General features: G+C 51.6%; 25 protein-coding genes and 3 tRNA genes. 14 read left to right on the forward strand and 14 right to left on the reverse strand.

The genetic code is table 11. The features are described from left to right. Positions 1 to 185: 185 nt before the first annotated feature. From OGX92_RS10215 to OGX92_RS10235, 5 genes are all read right to left on the reverse strand, one after another. Positions 186 to 677: a YjjA family protein gene (locus OGX92_RS10215; RefSeq protein WP_003830016.1), complete on the reverse strand. Its 492-nt coding sequence runs from the start codon at positions 675 to 677 to the stop codon at positions 186 to 188. A gap of 70 nt (positions 678 to 747) precedes the next feature. Further along, on the reverse strand, positions 748 to 1485 hold the full coding sequence (gene dnaC, locus OGX92_RS10220) for a replicative helicase loader DnaC (protein WP_003019133.1): 738 nt from the start codon (positions 1483 to 1485) through the stop codon (positions 748 to 750). Between the two features lie 2 nt (positions 1486 to 1487). After that, positions 1488 to 2027, reverse strand: a complete 540-nt coding sequence (gene dnaT / locus OGX92_RS10225) for a primosomal protein DnaT (RefSeq protein WP_003830011.1) — start codon at positions 2025 to 2027, stop codon at positions 1488 to 1490. A gap of 125 nt (positions 2028 to 2152) precedes the next feature. Next, positions 2153 to 2626 carry a threonine/serine exporter gene (locus OGX92_RS10230; protein ID WP_003830008.1) on the reverse strand — a complete coding sequence of 158 codons (474 nt, stop codon included), beginning with the start codon at positions 2624 to 2626 and terminating at the stop codon, positions 2153 to 2155. After that, positions 2617 to 3393, reverse strand: a complete 777-nt coding sequence (locus OGX92_RS10235) for a threonine/serine exporter family protein (protein ID WP_003830006.1) — start codon at positions 3391 to 3393, stop codon at positions 2617 to 2619. Before OGX92_RS10235 ends, OGX92_RS10230 begins: the two co-directional genes overlap by 10 nt. A 458-nt stretch (positions 3394 to 3851) precedes the next feature. Here OGX92_RS10235 and OGX92_RS10240 point away from each other — a divergent pair, with 458 nt between their 5' ends. Both OGX92_RS10240 and bglJ read left to right on the forward strand, forming a co-directional pair. Next, positions 3852 to 4577 (forward strand): helix-turn-helix transcriptional regulator, encoded by a 726-nt coding sequence (locus OGX92_RS10240; protein WP_286586513.1) that lies wholly within the window; start codon positions 3852 to 3854, stop codon positions 4575 to 4577. Next, positions 4538 to 5215: a DNA-binding transcriptional activator BglJ gene (gene bglJ / locus OGX92_RS10245; RefSeq protein WP_003830003.1), complete on the forward strand. Its 678-nt coding sequence runs from the start codon at positions 4538 to 4540 to the stop codon at positions 5213 to 5215. Before OGX92_RS10240 ends, bglJ begins: the two co-directional genes overlap by 40 nt. 57 nt (positions 5216 to 5272) lie before the next feature. On the opposite strand, the gene OGX92_RS10250 is transcribed toward bglJ, so the two are convergent. Further along, entirely contained in the window at positions 5273 to 5731 is a 459-nt protein-coding gene (locus tag OGX92_RS10250) for a YbaK/EbsC family protein (protein ID WP_003830001.1), read from the reverse strand. A gap of 235 nt (positions 5732 to 5966) precedes the next feature. On the opposite strand from OGX92_RS10250, the gene OGX92_RS10255 reads away from it, so the two are divergent. Further along, positions 5967 to 6110: a hypothetical protein gene (locus OGX92_RS10255; RefSeq protein WP_003829999.1), complete on the forward strand. Its 144-nt coding sequence runs from the start codon at positions 5967 to 5969 to the stop codon at positions 6108 to 6110. Further along, a complete protein-coding gene (locus OGX92_RS10260; protein WP_003829998.1) occupies positions 6100 to 7443 on the forward strand; it encodes a PTS cellobiose transporter subunit IIC in 1344 nt (447 codons plus the stop codon). The genes OGX92_RS10255 and OGX92_RS10260 overlap by 11 nt, the downstream gene beginning before the upstream one ends. A gap of 29 nt (positions 7444 to 7472) precedes the next feature. On the opposite strand, the gene fhuF is transcribed toward OGX92_RS10260, so the two are convergent. Together fhuF and OGX92_RS10270 are read right to left on the reverse strand one after the other, a co-directional pair. Next, on the reverse strand, positions 7473 to 8261 hold the full coding sequence (fhuF, locus tag OGX92_RS10265; RefSeq protein WP_286586514.1) for a siderophore-iron reductase FhuF: 789 nt from the start codon (positions 8259 to 8261) through the stop codon (positions 7473 to 7475). Positions 8262 to 8369: 108 nt separating this feature from the next. Next, a complete protein-coding gene (locus OGX92_RS10270) occupies positions 8370 to 9446 on the reverse strand; it encodes a GGDEF domain-containing protein (protein WP_003829994.1) in 1077 nt (358 codons plus the stop codon). A 255-nt stretch (positions 9447 to 9701) separates the two neighbouring features. Between OGX92_RS10270 and OGX92_RS10275 the strand changes: the two genes are divergently transcribed. After that, positions 9702 to 9938 (forward strand): DUF1435 domain-containing protein, encoded by a 237-nt coding sequence (locus OGX92_RS10275; protein ID WP_003019100.1) that lies wholly within the window; start codon positions 9702 to 9704, stop codon positions 9936 to 9938. Between the two features lie 39 nt (positions 9939 to 9977). Here the strand turns inward: OGX92_RS10275 and OGX92_RS10280 are convergent. From OGX92_RS10280 to rsmC, 4 genes are all read right to left on the reverse strand, one after another. Continuing rightward, positions 9978 to 10063, reverse strand: a tRNA-Leu gene (locus OGX92_RS10280). 32 nt (positions 10064 to 10095) lie between these two features. After that, positions 10096 to 10181, reverse strand: a tRNA-Leu gene (locus tag OGX92_RS10285). A 28-nt stretch (positions 10182 to 10209) separates the two neighbouring features. Beyond that, a tRNA-Leu gene (locus OGX92_RS10290) sits at positions 10210 to 10296 on the reverse strand. A gap of 221 nt (positions 10297 to 10517) precedes the next feature. Next, complete coding sequence (rsmC, locus tag OGX92_RS10295; RefSeq protein WP_063941071.1) at positions 10518 to 11549, reverse strand: 16S rRNA (guanine(1207)-N(2))-methyltransferase RsmC; 1032 nt, start codon at positions 11547 to 11549, stop codon at positions 10518 to 10520. A gap of 103 nt (positions 11550 to 11652) precedes the next feature. Here rsmC and holD point away from each other — a divergent pair, with 103 nt between their 5' ends. From holD to OGX92_RS10335, 8 genes are all read left to right on the forward strand, one after another. Further along, the gene (gene holD / locus OGX92_RS10300; RefSeq protein ID WP_003829988.1) at positions 11653 to 12066 is read left to right on the forward strand and encodes a DNA polymerase III subunit psi; all 414 of its coding nucleotides are present in this window, start codon (positions 11653 to 11655) and stop codon (positions 12064 to 12066) included. Then, positions 12035 to 12481, forward strand: a complete 447-nt coding sequence (gene rimI / locus OGX92_RS10305) for a ribosomal protein S18-alanine N-acetyltransferase (protein ID WP_003829985.1) — start codon at positions 12035 to 12037, stop codon at positions 12479 to 12481. Before holD ends, rimI begins: the two co-directional genes overlap by 32 nt. 14 nt (positions 12482 to 12495) lie before the next feature. Beyond that, positions 12496 to 13176: a pyrimidine 5'-nucleotidase gene (yjjG, locus tag OGX92_RS10310; RefSeq protein WP_008786125.1), complete on the forward strand. Its 681-nt coding sequence runs from the start codon at positions 12496 to 12498 to the stop codon at positions 13174 to 13176. 92 nt (positions 13177 to 13268) lie between these two features. After that, positions 13269 to 14858 carry a peptide chain release factor 3 gene (prfC, locus tag OGX92_RS10315; RefSeq protein ID WP_003829982.1) on the forward strand — a complete coding sequence of 530 codons (1590 nt, stop codon included), beginning with the start codon at positions 13269 to 13271 and terminating at the stop codon, positions 14856 to 14858. Between the two features lie 308 nt (positions 14859 to 15166). Next, a complete protein-coding gene (gene osmY / locus OGX92_RS10320; protein WP_003829980.1) occupies positions 15167 to 15784 on the forward strand; it encodes a molecular chaperone OsmY in 618 nt (205 codons plus the stop codon). A gap of 127 nt (positions 15785 to 15911) precedes the next feature. Continuing rightward, entirely contained in the window at positions 15912 to 16073 is a 162-nt protein-coding gene (locus OGX92_RS10325; RefSeq protein ID WP_003019081.1) for a DUF1328 domain-containing protein, read from the forward strand. Positions 16074 to 16194: 121 nt separating this feature from the next. Next, positions 16195 to 17268: a patatin-like phospholipase family protein gene (locus OGX92_RS10330; protein WP_126956944.1), complete on the forward strand. Its 1074-nt coding sequence runs from the start codon at positions 16195 to 16197 to the stop codon at positions 17266 to 17268. Next, entirely contained in the window at positions 17265 to 18041 is a 777-nt protein-coding gene (locus OGX92_RS10335) for a metal-dependent hydrolase (protein WP_003829976.1), read from the forward strand. Before OGX92_RS10330 ends, OGX92_RS10335 begins: the two co-directional genes overlap by 4 nt. A 130-nt stretch (positions 18042 to 18171) precedes the next feature. Here the strand turns inward: OGX92_RS10335 and OGX92_RS10340 are convergent, their stop codons facing one another. Together OGX92_RS10340 and OGX92_RS10345 are read right to left on the reverse strand one after the other, a co-directional pair. Then, on the reverse strand, positions 18172 to 19035 hold the full coding sequence (locus tag OGX92_RS10340) for a YjjW family glycine radical enzyme activase (RefSeq protein ID WP_257662277.1): 864 nt from the start codon (positions 19033 to 19035) through the stop codon (positions 18172 to 18174). After that, entirely contained in the window at positions 19007 to 20557 is a 1551-nt protein-coding gene (locus OGX92_RS10345) for a YjjI family glycine radical enzyme (RefSeq protein ID WP_003829973.1), read from the reverse strand. The genes OGX92_RS10340 and OGX92_RS10345 overlap by 29 nt, the downstream gene beginning before the upstream one ends. A 261-nt stretch (positions 20558 to 20818) precedes the next feature. Between OGX92_RS10345 and deoC the strand changes: the two genes are divergently transcribed. Next, entirely contained in the window at positions 20819 to 21598 is a 780-nt protein-coding gene (deoC, locus tag OGX92_RS10350) for a deoxyribose-phosphate aldolase (protein ID WP_003019042.1), read from the forward strand. Positions 21599 to 21672 lie beyond the last annotated feature (74 nt).

The following is a 21672-nucleotide window of genomic DNA, read 5'->3' on the forward strand; positions in this document are numbered from 1 at the left end:
TTTGGTGAGAGAACAATGTAATAGCGTTGTTACATTGCTGCAATTGTAGTGACATTAAATTACGTTGTTATTCAGAATTGGTTTAGTTATGCGCGTTTTTGTGGGGAAATACTGTTTATTTGGAATGTGAATGTATTGTCGAAAATAAATAGATGCCGCGCAGGTTATACGCGGCATGTCGTGCGTCAGGAAATGAAGTTCATGCCCTGTTTTAACACCAGATCGCAGGCCTTGGTTTTTACCTGCTTCGCCAGCGAGCTGTTGCCAATCGTGTTCAGGTCCAGCTGTTGACCATCTTTGGCGTTGAGCAGACCCTGAATCCCGTCCATATAGTTGGTGTCTTGCTTCTGCTCAGGAGCACTGAGCCCCAGTTTATCCAGCACCTGGTTTTTGACGTTTTGCGTGTCGGTGACCGAGGCCAGCTTCTGTTTCGCGCAATATTCCAGGATCCCGGCGGCGTTATTCATGCTGCTGGAGGTCAACGACTGATTGCTGCCATTCAGCAGGCTGGTCAGGGAAGAGAGCGACGAGCTGCTTTGCGAGCCGGAGCTTTGTTTGCTCAGCTCACTGGCCGCGCTGGAGAGCGAATCCTGCCAGGAGGCGGCGAAAACGCTGGTAGAGATGAGCGTGCTGGCGGCAAGCGCACAGCACAGCAGACGTTTGGTAGTTTTCATCATTATATGCAACTCGTGTTATGCCTTTTCAGCGCAGTATAGCGCTGGCGGTCTTAGGAGTGGTCCTAATACGTTAATACTCTTTACCGGTGACCCGACTACGGTAGCTTTCCCAGTTAAAAATGACCCACAGGCTGTTGCCAAGGCGCATACGATCCATCACGCGCTCGCCGAGCAGCTTGTTCATTTCATCCATATTGCTGTTAGTTAACATACCGGTCGGACGTTTTGAGGACGAACGGCGATCGACAATCTGGTTAATGATCACTTTTTCATAGCGGGATTCGGTCTGCATGCCGATCTCGTCGATCACCAGCAGATCCACATTGCTCAGATCGTTGAGCAGCTGTTCTTCGCTGGTTTCACGATTACTGAACGTTTCTTTCATCGCCGACATTATATCGGCCACGGTAATGATCAACACTGACTTACCACGCAGCAGCAGTTCGTTGCAGATGGCGGCGGCTAAATGGTTTTTGCCGGTGCCGGGTTTGCCGGAGAAGATAAAGCTGGCGATGTTGCCGTCAAACTCTTCAACATACTGGCGGGCTTTGCTCAGGGCGTTCATCTGACCTTCGCACTCTACCCGATAGTTTTCGAACGAACAGTTCTGATGCAGCGGGCGGATACCGGAACGGTTGAATGTGCGCTGCATTTTCATAGCCCGGTTTTCGCGGGCCAGCGCTGCGGCACGAATTTCACCTTGCTCTTTTTGCCATGCCAGCAGCTCTTCGCCCGTTTTAAAGGCGGGCTCGACATTAGGTGGCATCATTTTTTGCAGACGTTTCATCAGGTCGCCAACGTTTTTCATCGTTATCCTCTAAAACCCGGTGGAATGTGGCTGTCAGGTTCACTGACGCTGTTCACATCGCGCTTTGGCATTCCGCCATTGCTGGCCCGTCCAATCTGAATGCTGCGCGCCAGTTTTTGCTGCCACTGAATATGGTGAAAGACTTTTCCTTCAGCCTGCCAGTAGGCAACAAATGAGGCCAGTTCTTCAGCAGTAACCGGCTCTCTCAACGCTACGCCCCATAAAGCGGCCTGACGCTGAAAGTCGGCATCAGGCTGCCAGGCAGCGTACATCGCAAATTTCCCCATTGGTACGGCAACGGGAGCAGCTTGCGGCTCTTCATAAAATTGATCATCTAATGTCACATCGCTTCCCGGGCGTGACAGTTTCTCCTCAAGCGCCAACAGCTCAGCCAGTCTCGCAGGCGTCACCGCGTAAAACGCTGGCGCATTGTTAGCGAATACGGCTACGGCGCCACCCGCAGACCTGGCCAGCACGGCGTGGTGATCGTGTAGTAAGGCGTCAATGCTAGTGACGTCTGGCGTCAAAATTTTGCAGGGCATAATGTTTCTCAATACTGAACAACAACCGAGAAGGGGACTGCTTTTATAGTAACACAGAGAAGAAGGAGAGCAGCAGATGAGGGGGGAGATTCCCCTCTCTGCATGGCATTAAAGAAAGTGCACCGTCAAACGCGTGGGCGTTTGCGATACAGCCATAACCCTGGCACGGATAGTCCGATGGAGAGCGCGCCGACAATTGATGAGGCTTTCAGGAAATTGGTCAGCAGGGTGATCATCAGCGCTTCGCTGTAGCCAAAATGGCCGATTTTTACCGCCGAGATCATGGCGGTGTAGGCGGAGATCCCAGGAAACATCGGGATCACTGCCGCAACGGTAAAGACTTTCGGATGCGCCAGATACCAACGCGACCACTGGATCCCAATGCAGCCGACCAGCAGCGATGCCATAAAGGTTGACCATTCGATATTAAACCCTGCGCTCATCATTGCCATTCGCGAACCGTGACCGAGCGCGCCGAGTAACGCACACCAGGGGAGCGCCCGATGAGGGACATTAAATACCATGGCAAATCCTACTGCCGGGATCGCCGACAGGATCATGTCCTGCATTAACGCCAACATGAAATCGATCACGCCCATCCGCGCAGCCCCCATAAGGTCATCGACATGACCACGCCAATGCAGGTCGCCAGTGTAAGCAAACTGGCAATTGCCCAGCGGGCGAGCCCGGTATTAATGTGTCCCTTAAACATATCCGCGACGGAGTTGATCAGCGGAAAGCCTGGAACCAGCAGCAGCACGCTGGCAGCCATGGCGATGGTCGGGGTGTGGTTAAACGTCGGTAGCGTCAGCAGCAGACCAGAAATCGTTGTCGCCACAAACGCGGTGATGCAAAAGTTAATTTGTGGGTGCAAATGCCGGGATGCCAGAATCTGACGGATATACATTGCCACCATACTGGCGAAAAAAGTGATCACCGCACCATCCCATCCGCCGTTATTGAGCTTACAAAAGCAGGCGCAGGACAAGCCGACCATGAAGGCGACCAGCCATCTTGGATAGCGTAGCGGCTTAATCTGGCTAAAGCGTTTCTCTACCCCTTTAATATCCAGCAGTTTATGTTCCGCCAAAATGACAATGTGCTGCACTTCCGTCACGACGTGCATATTAATGCCGCGATCCTGATTTTTTCGCGTTGATGTCAGGCATTGCCCGTCTTTAATGGTGGTCAGGACGATAGCGTTAGAGGAGATGGCGCTTTCTACGCTATCCATGCCAAGTGCCAGCCCGAGTCGGGTGGATAACTCGTCAACCAGAGCGCTTTCTGCCCCATGCTGAAGTAAAAAAAGTCCGCATTGAATACATAACCGTGTAACCGTTCGCTGTGACGACTGCTCTGTTTGCATGGCTCGCTCTGACTGAAAAGGATCTCTTTGAGTGACGAATGTCTTCTTTTTATCATGAAGCATGAGCCCGCTGGCTCTGGCTAAGATCAATCTTTGTGTCGAAAAAAGACACAGGTGATACGGTTGCGGTATCTTAACGCCCCCGTTCGCTAAGGTACGAGGGGGAGACATGATTGAAATGTAGCGTTATTTTCCCGGATGGCAAATACGTAAGCCATGCTAACGATCTATTGTAGTTATTATAATTGTACAGATAATGTATTTATACGTAATTGTGCAATAATAGCTTAGAATTTGGCGCTATTTGGATGGTGCCGTCAATACTTTTTGAAATAAATACCAAGGATAACAATTCACCCCGCTTATTGTTCGGAGTATTTTCCTGTGAGTTAAGATTATTAATCCACCTGGGAAGATTTAATTAAGTACGATTGCGGACTGGTGAGTGTGGAGGGGATATGTTGCCAGGACGCTGCAAAAACGCAATTATTATTAGTAAATCACCGATTATACAAACTGGTCTTAAAGGTATAATGCAGGGAAAGTTCTCCGATTACGAACTTACCTACTGTCGTTCTGTTGAAGAACTGACGTTATTACAGCTACGGTGTGCTGATTTGGTGATTGCTGATTTAACCGGAGACTGCAATTATCCTCGTTCAGTCTGCGAGCAATATTATTCTTTATTATCTCAATATCGTGATATTCACTGGGTATTTCTCGTATCTCGTATCTTTTATCCTCTGGCGGTTGAACTACTGATGTGTCCTGTCAGTTCGCTGCTCTCTGACGCCGAGCCGATTGAAAGTTTAGTGAATGTCATTCACGCGGAAAATACACGAGCAGAGAGAATAAGCAAGGCACTGCTCTCTCCGCCTGCTATGCCGCAATTATTAGACCATAGCGCACGATCTATTGTTCTCACTCTCTCTGAAAGAAAAGTATTGCGCCTCCTTGGGAAAGGCTGGGGGATTAACCAGATTGCGGCGTTGCTGAAAAAAAGCAATAAAACAATAAGTGCCCAAAAGAATAGCGCTATGCGTCGCTTGTCGATAAATAGCAATGCAGAAATGTATGCCTGGATAAATAGTTCTCAAGGATCGCGAGAACTTAATTTACCTTCAGTTTATGGAGAAACCACGGAATGGAAAGCAGAATCATCAAAAGAAACGTTGCACTGGTAGAAAAGTGCACGATGAGCAGCGTGGGTATTAAGAGTTTATTTAATACCATACCGGATGACCAATATAAACTTCATCTCTTTTCAAACCAGCCCGCTTTTAGCCAGGCAATGTTAAAGATGTCGTTTTCGGCAGTTATTTTTTCCCTCTCTGCAATCAGAACCGATCGTAGAGCAGGGTTGGCCTATTTAACGGAGCTGGCGATAAATTATCCGCGGATTCGCCGTGTGGTGATTGCCGATGATGACGCTGAAGCGCGTTTAATTGGTTCTCTGTCCCCCTTGCCGTTAGATGGCGTTGTGAGTAAAGCTTCTTCGTTAACGGTGTTGCAGGACGCGTTATTTACGGCGTTAAGCAGCCCTGGCCGGGGAACCGAAGGCACGAAAAACCATTGGTATATTAATCAAAGCCGTATGCTCAGTCCGACAGAACGAGAAATACTGCGCTTTATGTCGAATGGTTATTCGATGCCACAGATTGCTGTTCAGCTTGAACGGAACATCAAAACCATTCGGGCACACAAATTTAATGTGATGTCCAAACTGGGGGTCAGCTCGGATGCCGGGTTACTGGATGCGGCCGATATCCTGCTGTATCTGCGTGCTGGAGAGCCAGCGCCTTTTATGCAGGCGGTTTCGTGACGGGCAACGTTGACGTGTTTCTTGCTGGGTTTGGCCGCCGGTTTAGCGTGTGAAACATTACTGACACACGTCAACCCAGGTGGCAGAAGTCAGTTCAGCCATCCTTTCAGGCGTGATGCGAACCGCGCTGTGGATGGCACCTGCGGCAGGCAGCACTTCAGCGTAGTGTTTCAGAGAAACATCACAGTACACTGATATCGGTGTTTCTAATCCGAAGGGGCAAACGCCGCCAACGGGGTGCCCCGTCGCGTTCACGACCTCATCACTACTTAACATTCGGGCTTTGGCACCGAACGTACTCTTTAGCTTTTTATTATCCAGTCGGGCATCGCCTTTTGCTACGACCAGGATGATATCGTTCTTCACCTTTAGCGAAAGTGTTTTCGCTATTTGGCCAGGTTCAACGTTATGGGCTTTTGCTGCCAGATCAACGGTTGCTGTGCTCTGGTTTAATTCGATGATCTCGATATCTGGTGCATGTTGCGCCAGGAATTGGCGTACTGATTGCAAACTCATTCTTCTCTCCCTATCGCTTACAGATAGCCCTGCACAGCAGAAAACTGCAGGATGTAATTTGTCATAGGGGCAACCACACTGTAAATATTTTATTGTAACAACATAGCAACATTAACAGTTTTTCGATCTTCTTCACAATCAAAGAAACCGGTTACAGTAACCGGTTGCAGAATGCTGAAATGACGATTAATACTGAAGTTGTCACTTCCTCTGTATCACATAATAAGAGCCATCTATGAAACTTAACTCGAAAAGCGGTAGCGCTGGTGTTCCTCCCGGCACGGTTGCGAAAAGTGGTAATGGGCTTTACGTGGTGGCGGTGTTGATGCCAGCACCGTTGCAGGGTTTTGCACAACGGGAGAACGGCTATGTCTACTAACCATGCTGTGTTTAACGTGATTTTCCGTTTTGTTGAAAATTACGTTAGTCCTGTCGCCGGGCGCATCTCTTCGCAACGACATGTAATGGCCATTCGCGACGGTTTTATTTCGGCGATGCCTTTTATGATTGTAGGCTCTTTTCTGCTGGTTTTTGCCTATCCGCCGTTTTCTCCGGATACCACCTGGGGATTCGCCCGCGCGTGGCTGGATCTGGCAAAACAGTTTGAAGGCCAAATCCTCACACCGTTTGATATGACGATGGGGATTATGTCGGTCTACATATGTGCGGCTATTGCTTATAACCTGGGTAAGCACTATGTGAAGTCGCATCAGTTAGATCCGTTTATGTGTGCGATGCTATCAATCATGGCTTTTTTGCTGATTGCCGCGCCAAAAACCAAAGGCACAATGCCGGTTGATAGCCTGGGAGGAACGGGGATTTTCACCGCCATCCTGGTGGCCATTTACTGTGTTGAAATGATGCGCTTCCTGAAGGCGCACAACATCGGCATCCGTTTACCCGATCAGGTGCCGCCGATGATCAAAAACTCTTTCGATCTGCTGATCCCGGTGCTGGTGGTAGTACTGACGCTTTACCCGCTGAGTCTGGTGATACAGTCGCAGTTTGACATGCTGATCCCGCAGGCCATTATGGCCATCTTTAAACCACTGGTGTCGGCTGCAGATTCTCTGCCGGCGATACTTCTGGCGGTATTGATTGGCCACCTATTGTGGTTTGCGGGTATTCACGGCGCGGCAATTGTGTCGGGAATGCTGCAAATGTTCTGGCTAACTAATCTTGGAATGAACCAGTCGGCGCTGGCGCAGGGCGCGCCGTTACCGCATATCTTTATGGAAGCGTTCTGGACGTTCTTTATTGTGGTCGGTGGGTCAGGCGCAACGATGGGGTTGGTGATTTGCTATCTGCGTAGTCGTTCGGCTCATCTACGCTCGATTGGGCGTCTGAGCGTAGTCCCCAGCATTTTTAATATTAACGAACCGGTGATTTTTGGTACGCCGATTGTCATGAACCCGGTGTTTTTTATCCCTTTCCTGCTGGCCCCAATGGTGAATGCGGTACTGGCCTGGGCGGCGATGAAACTGGATTTAATTGGGCGGGTCATTTCAGTGGTTCCCTGGACCGCACCGGCACCGGTTGGCGCGGCATGGGCATTAGGCTGGGATTATCGTGCGGCTATCCTGGTGGTGCTGTTGGCGCTGGTGTCGGCCGTTATCTACTTCCCGTTCTTTAAAGTCTACGAAAAGCAGCTATTGGCGCAGGAAAAAGAAGAGGCGCAGCGTATGGAAGAGGAAAACCAGCAGGTTGCATAAATATCTGGCGAGGGGCTACGGCTCCTCGCTTACTTCAGCGTGCAGTCTCCGCATTGCTGAACGTCAGGCAGGCGATAGCGTTGGCAGCAGGTTTTGCGTACTAACAGCCCCTCACGCGGAACAACGGTTCGCCACAGAGGGTTATCCTGACCGCAGGAGAGTTGTTTCTCAAAAAAGCAGGTCTGGCGCAGCGTGGTCAGCAGTTCCTCACCTAGCAACGGCTTCATTTCCGTTAAATACCAGTGAATTAAATATCCGGTGTTGCTCCAGATAAGCTTCGCGTTGATCTCGCCCGTCGCTTCCAGCGCCTGCACAACCGGCGTCAGCGCTGAGAGAATCAGCGTTTCCATGCGTTGTTGAGGGGACAGAGCTGTTGCCTGGTGATCCTGATGGACGTCGATCCAGAAGCAGGCCGCTCGGCCCGTTTCGTGAAACTCTATGCGCATATGTTCAGGAGAGATGTCGATAGCCTCTTTTTGCGTCAGCAGAGCCACCATTAACGGAGGCATCATCAGGCCGATATACCATTGCGCCCAAAGAGAAATCAGGGGCTTATTTTCGCGGGGTAGCGTGGGCTGGTTGCGATAGATATGGTCTGAATAAACGGCCAGCAACGAGCTAAGCATCGCCGGTTGTGTCCATTCATGCAGCGTCATTGCACCTGGCACAGGCGTTTCGTCAAGACGAATGAAGTCCAGCAGGTGCTCGCGAGTTTTGGCTATCGTTGCGCGTACGGCAGCAGCCAGCGAGGGCATCTCTGAGGGGAGATGGCTACGCCAGATGACATCTTCAACGATCGGTGCGGAACGATAAGCCATGTCGATATAAGGATGTTAATATTAATGATAATGATTGCTAATCCTATAATTGACATTGAGCGATGGCAAGATCTTTGTCGCCATCCCGAGCGGCAGCGCACAGAAAGCTCAGGTAGAGGGGCAGTTTACCCGCAGCTCATCGCTGACCAGGGTATTGTTACGCCCAAGATTCTTGGCCTCGTAAAGGGCTTTATCCGCTTTGGCGATAGCAGCATCAATATCCTGTTCTACCAGAGGTGCAATGCCGATACTGACGGTTACGTTGGTTGCCACGCTCTCATTAAACATGTGAGGGATTTTAAGGTCGTACACTTTCTGGCGGATACGTTCGGCGGCAGCCTGGGCCTGCTGTGGATCGACCGCGGTCAGCAAAATCATAAATTCTTCACCGCCAAAACGCGCCACCACATCCCGGGAGCGTACGGAGTCTCGGATGGCGGCAGAAACACGGATCAACGCCTGGTCGCCCATCATATGTCCGTAATGATCGTTATAGGATTTGAAATGGTCGATATCCAACAGCAGAACGAAGTGCCTCGAATTACTCAGAGCCAACAGCGTATCGAGCCGGTGTTGCAGCCCCCGGCGATTATACAAACCGGTTAGCGGGTCGAGCATGCTGAGCCCGTTCAGGGTTTCCCTCTCCTCCAGCAGTTTGTACATCAGTTGCTGAGCGAATCCATCGTAGCGCTTTTGTATCACATGCTGGATGGCGATACCGGCCATAGGCAGCGCCATAAAATAGAAAATCCGCAAACCATGTTCGCTGCCGTTAAGCCATAAACAAACGGCGACGGAGGGGAGTGAGTGGAGCGTAAACGCGATGATATTATTGGCAAAAGCGATAGAGCCAATAAACAGTACGCTGAGCAGCGCTATTAACAGGAAATAATAATCATTCTGACCTAGAGCGTTATATTTCAAGAATATATGTAACGCCCATAACAAGCCAAAAACGATTGAAATAAAAGGGAGATTAATTCTTTTATCCGCGTATTTCCCATGCCATACCAGCAGCAGTGTACTCATCACCAGCATCAGCAACGCCGGTACTGATAAGGCTTTGACCGCAAACAGAGGGAAAAAAAGCGTAAACAGCGCGGAGACTGCGTTGAGCAGTAGAAACAGTCGTAAAGAGAGTTGGTATTTTTTTGTGCGCAGAGTTCGCCAGGATTGTACTGTCATAGGTAAATATTGTTAGTTATCTGCAATGTACGAAGGTGTGTTGGTAAATAAAACAAATAACGAACGGGGTATCATTCGCAGAGGTTTTTATTGTTTTTAGTTGAAGAGCTAACCGGTGAGCAATTTATCACCTTGGATTATTCATGTCATCAATCGTTAAGTAAAACTCATATAATTGATAGTGCTTCACGGCTGACAAATGAGAAACTTTATCATATGATATTGGTTATCATTATCAATGCCATAGGTGAAATCATGTTGCAACGTACGCTGGGCAGTGGATGGGGTGTTCTGCTGCCGGGAATGCTGATTGCCGGGATGGCATATAGCGACCTGTCGGTCTACGTATGGAAGGTGATGATTGTATTAGGATTACTGCTGACTTCGCTCATGCTGTACCACAAACGTTTACGGCACTTTGTTTTGTTACCTTCATGCGCGGCACTGATTGGTGGCATTGTTTTGGTAATGATGAACTGGAATCAGGGATGAACAAAACAGAGAAGGAAATCGAGAGGGAAATAAGATAATTGGTGCGAGGGGGGGGACTCGAACCCCCACATCCTAAGGACACTAACACCTGAAGCTAGCGCGTCTACCAATTCCGCCACCTTCGCACAGTCATCTTATTTTTTTGATATCGCCTCGTTGGTGCGAGGGGGGGGACTCGAACCCCCACATCCTAAGGACACTAACACCTGAAGCTAGCGCGTCTACCAATTCCGCCACCTTCGCCCAGTGCGAGCAATATCAACGTGGATTATGGTGCGAGGGGGGGGACTTGAACCCCCACGTCCGAAAGGACACTAACACCTGAAGCTAGCGCGTCTACCAATTCCGCCACCTTCGCATACCATCGACACTCAAAAAGTATCGTTACCACGGGGGCGGATTTTAGAGATTTTATGCAGGGCGTCAACTGTTAATTATCGAACTTAACGTGATTGCCGAAAAAAAAGGCGTTTCTTCGGCTTTGGTGTTTTATGCAGGCCGGATAAGCGATAGCGCCATCCGGCGTTGCTCGGTGTCACGCCGGATGGCGGCGTAAACGCCTTATCTGGCCTGGAGCAGTTAGGCTTTTTTCGCCTGACGCGTCATTATGGTGCGATAGACCTTGAAGCGCCCGGTCTGCGCGATAACTTCGTGGAAGCCAAACACTTCATCCAGTACCTTCGGATAAGGCAGGAAGGCGTTCGCCACAATACGCAGTTCACCACCGCTGTTCAGATGACGCACGGCTCCGCGAATCAGCGTTTGTGCTGCATCAAGGCTGGTCTGCATACCGTCGTGGAACGGCGGGTTGGAGATGATCATATCAAATCGACCCGTCACGTCAGAAAAGACGTTACTGGCGATGACGTCACCTTCAATGCCGTTGGCTGCAAGCGTTGCGCGGCTGGCTTCAACGGCGGCGGCGCTAACATCGCACAGGGTTAAGCGCACTTTCGGCGAGTGGCTGGCTAAGGCGACGGAGAGAACGCCTGCGCCACAGCCGACATCCAGCACTTTGCCTTTGGTGTGCGGCGTCAGCGTGGAGAGCAGCAGTTGGCTGCCAACATCCAGGCCGTCACGGCTGAAGACGCCCGGCAGCGTTTTGATGGTCAGATTTTCTGTCTGGTATTCATCCCAGTATTTTTCTGCATCAAAGACCGGCTGTTTTTCCAGACGACCGTGGTACAGGCCACAGCGACGTGCGCTGTCGACTTTGTTTAACGGTGCGTATTCGGCCAGCATCTGCTCTGCGCTACGTACACCGCTGCGATTCTCACCGACAACAAAAATATCGGTGCCCACCGGTAACAGCGACAGAATGTTCATCAACTGGAACTGGGCTTCCGGCTTATTCTTCGGCCAGTAGTAGATCAGCGTATCGCTATCGGCAACGTCATCGGCCTGCGCGACGAGGCTGAAGCGGACGTTGTTGCCCATCTGGCGGTTAAGCACCTGCCAGTGGTGAAGTTGCTGGGTGTGCGCACGGCTGGCGGCGCTTTCAAAATGGGCAGGCAGGTCATCCTGCAAATCACCGGCAAACAGAATACGGCTTTGTTCGAAATCATCACTGTGGCGCAGCAAGACTTCACTTGCCGGGGTAAAAGCAGACATGGAATGCTCCTTAAATTGTACAGCGGGGGATTATAGTTGTTTGATGGCACGGATTCGACAAATTTGCTATATTTGCGCCCCTGATAGACAGGAGTGTTTCGCTATGACATCCCGACGAGACTGGCAGTTACAGCAACTGGGCATTACGCAGTGGTCGTTGCGTCGTCCTGGCGCACTGCAGGGCGAGATCGCGATTTCCATTCCTGCGCATGTCCGTTTGGTGATGGTTGCTGCACAGTTACCCGCGCTAACCGAACCGTTGATCAGCGATATTTTACGCGCATTAACCGTTAGCCCGGATCAGGTTTTACAACTGACGCCTGACCGTGTCGCCATGCTGCCGCAAGGCAGTCGCTGTAATAGCTGGCGGCTGGGAACCGAAGAGCCGCTGCTGCTGGAGGGCGCTCAGGTCGAGAGTCCTGCGTTTAATGAATTACGGGAAAACCCAGCGGCACGCGCCGCGTTATGGCAACAAATCTGCGCATATGAACACGATTTCTTCCCTCGAGCCGACTGATTTACCCGCAGCATTTCAGATTGAAAAACGCGCCCACGCTTTTCCGTGGAGTGAAAAAACATTTGCCAGCAACCAGGGCGATCGCTACCTCAATTTTCAGTTGAGGGTTGACGACGTGATGGCCGCCTTTGCAATTACGCAGGTCGTACTGGATGAAGCGACGTTGTTCAATATCGCCGTCGATCCTGACTTTCAGCGCCGGGGCCTGGGGCGTGAGCTGCTGGAGCATCTGATCGATGAGCTGGAAAAGCGTGGCATTTTGACCCTGTGGCTTGAAGTGCGCGCCTCGAATGCGGCCGCTATCGCGCTGTACGAAAGCTTAGGCTTTAACGAGGCGACGATCCGTCGCAACTACTATCCAACGGCCGATGGTCACGAAGACGCCATCATCATGGCGTTGCCAATCAGCATGTAAGATAAGGTGTAATGATGAAGAAGTGGGACTGGATTTTCTTTGATGCCGACGAAACGCTGTTTACGTTTGACTCGTTTACCGGCTTACAGCGGATGTTTCTCGACTATAGCATTACCTTTACCGCTGAAGATTTTCAGGACTACCAGGCCGTGAATAAACCGCTGTGGGTGGATTACCAAAACGGCGCGATTACCTCATTACAACTGCAGCATGCCCGTTTTCAGAGCTGGGCCGAACGCCTGAAGGTTGAACCGGGCCAGCTTAATGACGCATTCATCAATGCGATGGCGGAGATCTGCTCACCGTTGCCGGGGGCGGTTTCTCTGCTCAATGCGATTCGTGATAAAACGAAAATCGGCATCATTACTAACGGCTTTACCGCGTTGCAGCAAATCCGCCTTGAGCGGACGGGGCTGCGCGACTATTTCGACCTGCTGGTGATTTCTGAGCAGGTTGGGGTGGCAAAACCCGACCCCCGTATTTTTGACCATGCGCTGGAGCAGGCGGGTAATCCTGACCGTTCTCGCGTGCTGATGGTGGGTGACACCGCAGAGTCCGATATTCTTGGCGGCATTAACGCCGGGCTATCCACCTGCTGGCTAAATACGCACCACCGCGAGCAGCCAGCGGGCATTCAGCCGACCTGGACCGTAGCGTCATTAAGCGAACTGGAGCAGCTCCTGTGTAAACACTGATTGCCTCCCCCCCGTTGATGGGTAAAATAGCCGCAATTTTTCGTATTCAACTTGCCCGGCCCGTTGCCGTGCTTACCTAAGAAGATTTGACTATGACGTTGTCTCCTTATTTGCAAGAGGTGGCCAAACGCCGCACTTTTGCCATTATTTCTCACCCGGATGCCGGTAAAACGACAATTACTGAAAAGGTACTGTTATTCGGACAGGCCATTCAGACCGCCGGTACGGTAAAAGGCCGTGGCTCCAGCCAGCATGCAAAATCTGACTGGATGGAAATGGAAAAGCAGCGTGGTATCTCCATTACCACCTCTGTGATGCAGTTTCCGTATCATGACTGCCTGGTGAACCTGCTGGACACCCCGGGGCACGAAGACTTCTCCGAAGATACCTATCGTACTCTGACGGCGGTGGACTGCTGCCTGATGGTTATCGATGCCGCAAAAGGCGTCGAGGATCGTACCCGTAAGCTGATGGAAGTTACCCGTCTGCGCGATACGCCGATCCTGACCTTTATGAACAAACTCGACCGTGACATCCGCGATCCGATGGAGCTGCTGGATGAAGTCGAGAACGAACTGAAAATCGGCTGTGCGCCAATCACCTGGCCGATTGGCTGTGGTAAGTTGTTCAAAGGTGTCTATCACCTTTATAAAGATGAAACTTACCTGTATCAGACCGGTAAAGGCCACACCATTCAGGAAGTGCGTGTTGTTAAAGGTCTGAACAACCCGGAACTTGATGCTGCCGTGGGTGAAGACCTGGCGCAGCAGCTGCGTGACGAGCTGGAGCTGGTGCAGGGCGCGTCCAACGAGTTCGACCATGAGCTGTTCCTCGCGGGCGAAATCACCCCGGTCTTCTTCGGTACCGCGCTGGGTAACTTCGGCGTTGACCATATGCTGGACGGCCTGGTGGAGTGGGCGCCTGCGCCGATGCCGCGTAAAACCGACACCCGCGTCGTCGAAGCCTCAGAAGAGAAGTTCACCGGTTTCGTGTTTAAAATTCAGGCCAACATGGACCCGAAACACCGTGACCGCGTGGCGTTCATGCGTGTGGTATCCGGCAAGTATGAGAAAGGCATGAAAATGCGCCAGGTGCGCATTGGTAAAGACGTGGTTATCTCCGACGCACTCACCTTTATGGCCGGTGACCGTTCTCATGTGGAAGAAGCGTATCCGGGCGATATTCTCGGTCTGCATAACCACGGCACTATCCAGATCGGCGATACCTTTACCCAGGGCGAAATGATGAAGTTCACCGGTATTCCGAACTTCGCACCGGAGCTGTTCCGCCGTATTCGCCTGAAGGATCCATTGAAGCAGAAACAGCTGCTGAAAGGGCTGGTTCAGCTGTCAGAAGAGGGCGCAGTACAGGTATTCCGTCCGATCGCCAATAACGATCTGATCGTGGGCGCGGTGGGTGTGCTGCAGTTTGACGTGGTGGTTTCACGTCTGAAGAGCGAGTACAACGTTGAAGCGATTTATGAATCTGTCAACGTAGCGACTGCGCGCTGGGTAGAATGTTCTGACGTGAAGAAATTCGAAGAATTTAAGCGTAAGAACGAAATTCAGCTAGCTCTTGATGGCGGCGATAACCTCACCTATATCGCACCAACCATGGTTAACCTGAATCTCACCCAGGAACGTTACCCGGACGTTCAGTTCCGTAAAACACGCGAACACTAATCGACCTTCCAGGGCACGGTATCCGCCGTGTCCTGCAACTTTTCCTGTCTTTTAAATCCCTTGCGGAATGTTCTTAAAACCTCGCGTTTTTCTTTTGTTTGCCTGTTTTTTAATCAATTCTGACTGCGATCACGAAATCGTGAACTATATTTAACAATGTGATGACATAAATATCGGCGTTTAATGCTTTTTAGGCTGTCTGTTGCAGCGTCTATTGCTGATATTTATTCCACTTACAAGATTAGTTGCTGGTTCAGGCCGTGTAACGGCAGAGCATAGCTTTTAGCAAAACATACAGGAATACATCGATGACAATGACAGGACTTAAGATTTCTAAAACGCTGCTGGCCGTGATGCTGACCTCCGCTGTTGCAACGGGTTCTGCTTATGCAGAAAACGCTACGATGGATAAAGCGCAATCCGGCGTCGAAAGTGCGGGGCAGAAAGTCGATAGCTCTATGAACAAAGTCGGTAATTTCATGGATGACAGCACCATCACCGCGAAAGTAAAAGCCGCGCTGGTGGACCACGAAAGCATTAAGAGCACCGATATTTCCGTCAAAACAGATCAAAAGGTGGTGACACTAAGCGGGTTTGTTGAAAGCCAGGCACAGGCCGAAGAAGCGGTGAAAGTGGCGAAAGGCGTTGAGGGCGTGACCTCCGTTAGCGACAAACTGCATGTGCGTGATAGTAAAGAAACCTCCGTTAAAGGCTATGCGGGCGATACGGCAATCACCAGTGAGGTAAAAGCCAAGCTGCTGGCCGATGATATCGTCCCTTCCCGCAAGGTGAAAGTTGAGACCACCGATGGCGTTGTGCAACTTTCAGGCACCGTCGATTCACAGGCTCAAAGCGATCGTGCTGAGAGCATCGCCAAAGCGATTGATGGCGTGAAAAGCGTCAAAAACGATCTCAAAACTCAGTAATTAGACTTAATTCGTCCTCCTGACGTTTGTCGGGAGGCGTGTTGTGCACCACACTGAAAATATCGCCGATGGGCAGCCTGAGCGCTCATATCAAGCGGTGAAATTAACTATGGTAAAGGAGAAGCATATGTTTCGATGGGGCATCATATTTCTGGTTATCGCGTTAATTGCCGCCGCACTCGGTTTTGGTGGACTGGCGGGTACTGCAGCCGGCGCAGCGAAAATTGTGTTTGTGGTGGGGATCATTTTGTTCCTGGTCAGCCTGTTTACCGGGCGTAAACGACCCTAGTACGTAAACCGTAAAGAAAAATTGCTACTAAGCCAGTCCATTGGACTGGCTTTTACGGTTTTAGCGTCAGGCAATTTGCGTTACTTTGTTGCTCTATTACAAAAACAACAGGAAGGCAGAGGTGGGGCAGAGAATACCCGTCACGCTCGGTAATATTGCGCCGTTATCGTTACGTCCATTTCAACCAGGCAGTGTGGCGCTGGTGTGCGAGGGCGGGGGACAAAGAGGCATCTTCACCGCCGGCGTACTGGATGAGTTCATGCGCGCGCAGTTCAATCCCTTTGATCTCTACTATGGGACGTCGGCTGGCGCGCAAAACCTTTCAGCCTATCTCTGTAACCAGCCCGGTTACGGCCGCAAAGTTATTATGCGTTACACCACCCGACGCGAATTTTTTGACCCGGTGCGTTTTGTGCGTGGGGGAAATCTGATCGATCTCGACTGGCTGGTGGATTCGACTGCAACGCATATGCCGCTGGCGATGGACAACGCCGAGCGCCTGTTTGCCGCAGGGAAAGCATTTTATATGTGCGCCTGTCGGGGCGATGATTACACGCCCGGCTATTTTTCGCCGAACCGGCAAAACTGGCTCGACCTCATTCGAGCCTCCAGCGCGATTCCCGGGTTCTACCGCACAGGGGTTGTATTGGACGGCGTGAACTATCTGGATGGAGGAGTTAGTGATGCCATACCTGTGCAGGAGGCAGCGAAGCAGGGGGCAAAAACGTTGGTAGTGATTCGCACTGTGCCTTCGCAAATGTACTACACCCCGCAGTGGTTCAAACGTATGGAGCGCTGGTTGGGTGAAAGTAGCCTGCAACCGTTTCTGAATCTGGTGCAGCATCATGAGACCAGCTATCGTGCTATCCAGAGTTTTATTGAGAAGCCGCCGGGCAAGCTGCGTATTTTTGAGATCTATCCGCCAAAACCACTCCATAGCATGGCGTTGGGCAGCCGTATTCCGGCACTGCGGGAAGATTACAAAACCGGACGCCTGTGCGGTCGTTACTTTCTGGCGACAGTCGGCAAACTGTTGGCGAAAAATGCGCCACTGCCTCGTCAGACGCCGAAGATGGTGGTGCCGGGGCCGGTGGTAGTTCCTCCCGCGCCGGTGGCCAACGATGCCCATGTGCCAGTGGTGACCAATGTGCCTCAGGCGAACGACACGACGTTTGATAATGAGGATTTGGCGTGAGTTATCGTTTTATCGATACGCATTGTCACTTTGATTTCCCGCCGTTTACCGGCGATGAATCTGCCAGCATTCAGCGCGCGGTGGAGGTTGGTGTACAGAGCATTATCGTTCCGGCCACACAGGCGGCGAATTTTCCCCGCGTACTGGCGTTAGCGGAAAATTATCCTCCATTGTTTGCCGCGCTTGGTCTGCATCCCATTGTTATTGAACAACATAGCGATGACTGCCTGGACCAGTTGCAACAGGAGCTGGATAAGCGCCCACGAAAACTGGTGGCGCTAGGCGAGATTGGATTGGATCTGTATCGGGACGATCCGCAATTCGATAAGCAAGAGTGGGTGCTGGAAGCGCAACTAAAGCTGGCGAAGCGGTACGAATTGCCGGTGATCCTGCATTCGCGGCGCACCCATGACAAGCTGGCGATGCACCTGAAACGTCATGCTTTGCCGCGAACTGGTGTTGTGCATGGTTTTTCCGGGAGCGTGCAGCAGGCAGAGCGCTTTGTGCAACTGGGATACAAAATTGGCGTGGGAGGCACCATTACCTATCCGCGCGCCAGTAAAACCCGCGAGGTAATGGCGCAATTACCGCTGGAATCGCTGTTGCTGGAAACCGACGCGCCGGATATGCCGCTCAATGGCTTTCAGGGGCAGCCTAACCGGCCGGAGCAGGTAGTCAGAGTCTTCGACGTCTTATGCGATCTGCGCCCGGAACCTGCGGACGTGATCGCTGACGCGCTGTATCGTAATACCACGGCGTTGTTTAATGTGTGATTGGATGGCGTATCCGGCCGACAAATGTGTGCGCTCCGTAGGCCTGATAAGCGAAGCGCATCAGGCATAACTTCGTCGGATGGCAGCTGTGTTTTTTCCGGCCTACAGATGATGTCGTCGCATCCGGCAATCACAGGTACAGCGCCGGGAAAATCAAATTATCCACCCCGCGTTCGCGCAATCTTTGCGCCAGCTGTTCCACATCCTCCGGCGTGGCGCTCGGCCAGTCCTTCGCTTCGCCATACACCCCGTGCGCATGGAAGGCATTCAGCCGCACAGGTACGTCACCGGTGCGTATGATAAACGCCGCCAGCGCATCAATATGCTGTAGATAATCCACCTGACCAGGAATAACCAGCAGGCGCAGTTCCGCCAGTTTTCTCTGCCCGGACAAAAAGGTAATACTTTTTTTAATCAGCGTGTTATCGCGGCCGGTAAGCTGCCGATGACACGTGCTGTCCCAGGCTTTTAAATCCAGCATTACGCCGTCGCACACCGGCAGCAGCTTCTGCCAGCCGGTTTCGCTCAGCATGCCGTTGCTGTCGACCATGCAGGTCAGGTGTTGCAACTGCGGATCGGTTTTTATCGCGGTAAATAGCGCCACAATAAAGGGGAGTTGAGTAGTCGCTTCACCGCCACTAACGGTTATCCCTTCGATAAACAGTGACGCTTTACGAATATGTTGCAGCACTTCATCAACGCTCATACTCTGCGCCATAGGCGTGGCCTGCTGGGGGCACATATGCAGGCAGGTGTCACACTGCTGACACATATCGGACTGCCACCACACTTTCCCCGCGCTCAGGTTCAGCGCCTCATGCGGGCAATGAAGCACACACTCCCCGCAGTCGTTGCAGCGTCCCATCGTCCACGGATTGTGGCAATTTTTACAGCGCAGATTACATCCTTGCAGAAACAGAGCCAGGCGACTGCCCGGCCCGTCGACGCAGGAGAAAGGAATCAGCCTACTGACTAAAGCGCATCTGCTGTTCATGGCTAATCACGCGAGGTTGTCGTTCCAGAATGCGCGTATTGCGCGCGGCTTCTTCGCCAAGCCAGGTGGTGTTGGTTCGTGACCCTTCGGCGCGATACTTTTCCAGATCCGACAGGCGCACCATGTAACCCGTAACGCGAACCAGATCGTTGCCGCTCACGTTGGCGGTAAACTCGCGCATTCCGGCTTTAAACGCCCCGAGGCACAACTGCACCAGCGCCTGAGGATTACGCTTGATGGTTTCATCCAGCGTGAGAATGTCACTGATCCCGGCGTGATAAAACGCGTGATGTGGTGCGACGGTTTGCAGATGGGTGATCGGGTCCGGCTCATCGCCGTAAGGCAGGCGTGCACCTGGCGTGGTGCCGATGTCAGAACTGATCCCCGACTGTGCATGCAGCATCGCGCGCTGCTTCCAGCCATATTTCACCGGGGTGTTTTCGACAAATTCCGCCAGTTGGGTGCTGATGCGATAGCCGAGCTGATTGGCGAACTCATCTTTCCCATAGCGCGCATTCTGTCCCGCCTTATCGCACAGCAGGTTCACCGCCTCCGCCAGGCCGTACATCCCGAACATAGGCACAAAACGTTCGGGATCAATCAACCCTTCCTGCACGAGGAAGCTATTCTCAAAGAAATGTGATTTCTCATAGAGGAATTCACATCGTGAATCAATGATGGCGATTTGCTGCTGGCAGTAGTGCGGTAGGGTGCGCGTAAAGAAGTCATCGACAGAGGTGCTGCGCTCTGCGATGGCTTTCAGATTAAGCCTGACCAGCGTGCTTCCACCCCCGGCGAGCGGCAAAGAGTTGTAACAACTGACGACGCCATACTGACCTTTTGTGAAAATTTTATCATTTTCAGGGCCGTTGGAAATATGCGGCTTACTGCACTCGCAGATATTTTGCGCCACGTTGAGCAGCAGATCGTCAGGTGTGATTTGCGGATCATAAATGAATGTTAGATTAGGTGAAACCTGCTTTAACTCTGCGTCTGCGCGTAAAATTGCACGGGTAACTGGTGTATCGGCGGGGCCGATATTGGCATGCATAAACGCGTCTGGCAGGGTTCTGTCGAGATAACGCCAGAAACGTTTTATTCGAATATCGATCTCGTCTTGTGTTAGAATTCTAACATACGGTTGCAGCAGGGCATCAAGCTGGCCGAGATAAACCGGCATCGACGTCACTGACGGAACATGGTGGTAAAGAATAGTGAGTAAGGATAACGCGTCATCAAGATCCCTGGCGCCTTCCAGCTCCAGCCACGATGAGCCATTGGCCAGAAAACGCGCGTAATCGGGTAAAACATAGCGTGGTTTGAACGGGGCATGACCTTCGTACATATCGCAGATTACCCCATCATCCAGCGCCTGACGTGCCTGTGCAGGCAGTTGCGGGTAAGGCAGCGCGTTTTCAGCTTCCAGTGCCAGAAAGTGGCGTTTCTGCTCAGGGCTGAGCACTGGGCTGGTCACGATTTGTTGGCAACGCTGTTGCAGCGCGAGTTCGCTTGAGGTGGGCATCGTTGATTCCTTTTTATCCCGAAGGTGTAACGCCATTGTAGAAAGCAACGCCGCCGCAACCTTTGATCCGGATGCGCCTGATGCCACCGCATCCCTTTAGAAAAGGTGATTTATTTGAAGTAGATCTCATTAGAGTAATGCAAATCTGTATGTGGTTTTCATTAACTGTGATGTATATCGAAGTGTAATAGCGAGCGGATGTTAGAATACTAACAAACTCGCAAGGTGAAATTTTATACGGCGATGCCGTTGGAGAATGTTATGACCGATTTAACAGCAAGCAGCCTGCGTGCACTGAAACTGATGGACCTGACCACCCTGAATGACGACGACACCAATGAAAAAGTGATCGCGCTGTGTCATCAGGCGAAGACCCCGGTTGGCAACACTGCCGCAATCTGTATCTATCCGCGTTTCATCCCTATTGCGCGTAAGACCCTGAAAGAGCAGGGCACGCCGGACATCCGCATTGCAACCGTAACCAACTTCCCGCATGGCAACGACGACATCGAGATTGCGCTGGCTGAAACCCGCGCGGCGATTGCTTACGGCGCAGATGAAGTTGACGTGGTGTTCCCGTACCGTGCGCTGATCGCCGGTAACGAACAGATTGGTTTCGATCTGGTTAAAGCCTGCAAAGACGCGTGTGCGGCAGCAAACGTGCTGCTGAAAGTCATCATCGAAACCGGTGAGCTGAAAGAAGAAGCACTGATTCGCAAAGCGTCTGAAATCTCCATCAAAGCCGGTGCTGATTTCATCAAAACTTCTACCGGTAAAGTGCCGGTCAATGCGACGCCGGAAAGCGCACGCATCATGATGGAAGTGATCCGCGACATGGGTGTTTCTAAAACTGTAGGTTTCAAACCGGCTGGTGGCGTACGCACTGCAGAAGATGCACAGCAGTTCCTGGCGATTGCCGATGAACTGTTTGGCGCTGACTGGGCTGATTCTCGTCACTACCGTTTTGGCGCATCCAGCCTGCTGGCGAGTCTGCTGAAAGCGCTGGGTCACGGCGACGGCAAGAGCGCAAGCAGCTACTAAGCCTTATATTGCCGGAGCTGTAGCGACGTAGGCCGGATAAGGCGTAGCCGCCATCCGGCATTAAGACGACTGCC

Source organism: Citrobacter sp. Cpo089, from assembly GCF_030332695.1.
Taxonomy (GTDB): domain Bacteria; phylum Pseudomonadota; class Gammaproteobacteria; order Enterobacterales; family Enterobacteriaceae; genus Citrobacter; species Citrobacter portucalensis.